Annotated in this window: 4 protein-coding genes; all 4 read left to right on the plus strand. The window is 74.3% G+C overall.

Translation table 11 applies throughout. From position 1 onward, the window contains the following. The coding region (locus AB8Z36_RS33870) for a FecCD family ABC transporter permease (protein WP_369217220.1) at positions 1 to 881 on the plus strand (881 nt) is incomplete at its 5' end. Further along, entirely contained in the window at positions 878 to 1,891 is a 1,014-nt protein-coding gene (locus tag AB8Z36_RS33875; RefSeq protein ID WP_440582068.1) for a FecCD family ABC transporter permease, read from the plus strand. The genes AB8Z36_RS33870 and AB8Z36_RS33875, both read left to right, overlap by 4 nt. Continuing rightward, positions 1,888 to 2,673 carry an ABC transporter ATP-binding protein gene (locus AB8Z36_RS33880; RefSeq protein WP_369217221.1) on the plus strand — a complete coding sequence of 262 codons (786 nt, stop codon included), beginning with the start codon at positions 1,888 to 1,890 and terminating at the stop codon, positions 2,671 to 2,673. The genes AB8Z36_RS33875 and AB8Z36_RS33880 overlap by 4 nt, the downstream gene beginning before the upstream one ends. 1 nt (position 2,674) lies before the next feature. Further along, positions 2,675 to 3,862, plus strand: a 1,188-nt coding sequence (locus AB8Z36_RS33885; protein ID WP_369217222.1) for a condensation domain-containing protein, incomplete at its 3' end; no start/stop codon positions are given.

The raw sequence follows: 3,862 nt of genomic DNA on the forward strand, positions 1-3,862 counted from the left end.
ATGGCGTSSWGCGCGCGCTGCTCGACCACCAGGGCACCGACGACCACGTCATCGTGCGTGACGTCCGGGCGCCCCGCGCGCTGCTCGCCATCGCCGTGGGCGCCGCCCTCGCGGTGGCGGGCGCGCTGATCCAGACCCTGGCCCGCAACCCGCTGGCCGAACCCGGCATCCTCGGCGTCACCGCGGGCGCCGGGTTCGCCATCACCCTCGGCTCCGGGCTCGGCTTCGCCGCCGGGCAGGCGGGCCAGTTGGGGTGCGCGGTCACCGGCTCGGTCCTCGCGGCGCTGCTCGTCGCCGCCGTCGGACGCCGCTCGCCGCTGCGCCTGGTACTGACCGGCGTCGCCCTGACGGCGGTGCTCACCGGCGTCGCGCTCGGCATGCGGCTGATGCTCCCCGACGTCTTCGACGTCTACCGGTTCTGGTCGGTCGGCTCCCTCGCCGCCCGCGAACAGGCCCCGCTCGCCTGGCCGTTGACCGCGATCGTGGTGTGCCTGGCGGGCGCCCTCGCCCTGAGCAGGTCGCTCAACGCCCTGACCATGGGCGAGAGCGTGGCACACACCCTGGGCGCACACGTGCACCGCGTACGCGGCATCGCCCTCGTCCTCATCACCGTGCTCAGCGGCGCGGCGACGGCGGTCGCCGGGCCGATCCTCTTCGTCGGCCTCATCGTGCCGCACCTGGTCCGCAGGACCGCCGCCGGTTCCGTGCCGTGGCTGATCCTCCACACGATGGTGCTCGGCCCGATCCTGCTGCTGGCCGCCGACATCGGCTCCAGGGTCCTGCTGCCCACCGGCGAGGTGCCGGTGGCCGTCGTGACCGCGTTCCTCGGCGGCCCCATGCTCATCTGGGCCGTCCGCCGCTTCGGGGAGGGTTCGCTGTGACCGCGCTCGGAGCACTCGTGCGGGGCAGGCCGCGGATCGCCCGCCGCACCCTCGTCCTCGTCGCCGTCCTCGGCGCCCTGATCCTCTGCCTCGGCCTGCTCGGGCTCTGCTACGGCGCCTCCTGGTCCAGTCCGGGCGAGGTCTTCGCCGCGCTGAGCGGCGCCGACCCTGCCGTGGTCATCCGGGACTGGCGGCTGCCGCGGGTCCTGGCCGCCCTGGTCTTCGGCGCCGCGCTCGGCGTCGCGGGGGCCGTCTTCCAGAACCTCACCCGCAACCCGATGGGCAGCCCGGACGTCATCGGGCTCGACGCGGGCGCCTACTCCGGCGCCCTGCTCGCCCTCACCGTACTGTCGGGCACCTCCGCCCAGCTCGCCGCGGGCTCGGTGCTCGGCGGGCTCGTCGTCGCCGCCACCATCTACCTCCTCTCGTTCGACAAGGGCTTCTCCGGGCTGCGCCTGGTCGTGATCGGCATCGCGGTCAACGCGATGGTCACCGCCGTCAACTCCTGGATCGTGCTCCGCGCCGAACTGGAGGTGGCGATCGCCGCCGTCGGCTGGAGCGCGGGCTCCCTCAACGGCGTCGGCTGGGACGACCTCGGCATCCCCTTCACCGTCATCGGCGTGCTCCTCGTCGTGCTGGCCACCCAGGCGCACGCCATGCACCAGGCGTCACTCGGCGACGCGGTCGCCGCGTCCACCGGGGTCCGCCTGGACCGGCTGCGGCTGCTCATGGTCCTCGTCGGCGTCGGCTGCACGGCCACGGTGACCGCCGTGACCGGGCCCATCGCCTTCGTCGCCCTCGCCGCCCCGCAGATCGGCCGCAGGCTCGCGGGCGCCGCGGGCGTACCGCTGCTGCCCGCCGCGCTGACCGGCGCCGTCCTGCTCCAGGGGGCCGACCTCATCGCCCAGATGCTGCTCGCGCCCGTGGCGCTCCCCGTCGGCGTGGTGAGCACCGCGATCGGCGGCTGTTACCTGATCTGGCTGCTGACCAAGGAGGTGAGGCGCGCGTGAGCGCACGCCTGACCGCGCGGGACATCACCCTGCGCTACGGAGACCGGGTGGTGTCCACACGGCTGAGTCTGGATGTGCCCGACGGCGCGTTCACCGCCATCGTGGGGCCCAACGCCTGCGGGAAGTCGACCCTGCTGCGCGCCCTCGTACGGCTGCTGCGCCCCGACTCCGGGCAGGTGGAGCTGGACGGCCGCGAGGTCGGCGGCTACCCCGCCAAGGCGCTGGCCAAGCAGCTCGGCTTCCTGCCGCAGGACCCGCTGGCCCCCGACGACATCAAGGTCCGCCAGCTCGTGGGCCGCGGCCGCTTCCCGCACCAGTCGATGCTGGCCCTGTGGTCCGCCGCCGACGAGGACGCCGTCACCGGCGCCATGGCGGCCGCGGGCGTCGCCGACCTCGGCGACCGCCCCGTGCGGGAGCTCTCCGGCGGCCAGCGCCAGCGGGTGTGGATGGCCATGGTCCTCGCCCAGGAGACGCCCTGCCTGCTCCTGGACGAGCCGACGTCGTTCCTGGACATCACCCACCAGTACCAACTGCTCGGCCTGCTGGCGACGTTGCGGGACGAGGGCCGCACGGTCATCGCCGTCCTGCACGACATCAACCAGGCCTGCCGCTTCGCCGACCACCTGGTGGCCATGAAGGGCGGCCGGATCGTCGCCGAGGGCGACCCCACGGAGGTGGTGGACGCCGCGCTGATCAAGGACGTCTTCGACCTGCCGAGCATCGTCGTCCCCGACCCGGTGACGGACACGCCGATGGTCGTCCCCACACTGCAAGGAGAGTGACTTGAGCACCACAGGCGTGTCCACGGACGGACTGCTCGCCCTGACCAGCGCCCAGGAGGGCATCTGGAACGCCCAACGCCTCGAACCGGACTCGCCCTACTACGTGGTCGGCGACGTCATCGAGATAACCGGCGGCGAGGACGGCGCTCCGGTCGACGTCGACGCGCTGGTGGCGGCCGTACAGGCCACCACCGAGGAGGCCGAGACACTGCGCCTGCGGGTGTACGACACCCCCGAGGGGCCGCGCCAGAAGGTCGGCGACGAGCCGGTCGAGCCGCCCCGGGTCGTCGACCTCAGGGGCGAGGCGGACCCCCGCGCCGCCGCGGACGCGCTCGTCGACGCCGAACGGGCGCGCACCGGCGAGGCCTGCCGGGGCATGGTGGACCGCCCGCTGTACGCGCGCACCGTCATCAGGCTCTCCGACCGCGAGGTCTGGTACACCCAGCTCGGCCACCACCTGATCTTCGACGGCTACACCGCCGCGATGCTCGCCCGCCGCACCGCCGCCCGCTACACGGCGCTCGTGCGCGGCACCGAGCCGCGCCCCGCCGCCTTCGGCGGCTTCGCCGCCCTCGTCGCCGCCGACCGGGAGTACCGCGAGAGCGACCGCTTCGCCGAGGACCGCGCCTACTGGGTCGAGCGGTTCACCCCGCTCCCCGACCTCGGCGACACCGGCACGGCCGCCGGGCCGCCCGACCGCACCCTGACCGCCCGCGCCGTCCTGCCGCCCGGGGAACTGGCGCGGCTGCGGGCCTTCGCCGAGCGCGAGGGCGTCACCTGGGGCGAGGCGCTGATCGCCGGATACGCCGCGTTCCTGCACCGGGTGCTCGGCCGCACCGACGTCGTCTTCGCGCTGCCGCTGATGTGCCGTACCGGATCGGTCGAACTGCGCACCCCCGCCATGGCGGTCAACGTGCTGCCGATGCGGGTCACCGTGCACCCCGGGGACGGCCTGGGCGAGCTGAGCAGGCGCGTCGCCGACGCCATGCGCGAGATGCGCGACCACCAGCGCTACCGGGGCGAGGACCTGCCGCGCGACCTCGGCGTGCCCGGCGCGGGCGCGCTGCTGCACGGCCGGGGCATCAACCTCAAGGCGTTCGACCTCACTCTCGACTTCGCGGGCGCCACCGGCGTCATGCGCAACGTCGCGGGCGGCCCGCCGGAGGACATGGGCCTGAGCGTCCTGCCG

This window comes from Streptomyces flavofungini, assembly GCF_041028215.1.
In the GTDB taxonomy this organism is placed as follows: domain Bacteria; phylum Actinomycetota; class Actinomycetes; order Streptomycetales; family Streptomycetaceae; genus Streptomyces; species Streptomyces flavofungini_B.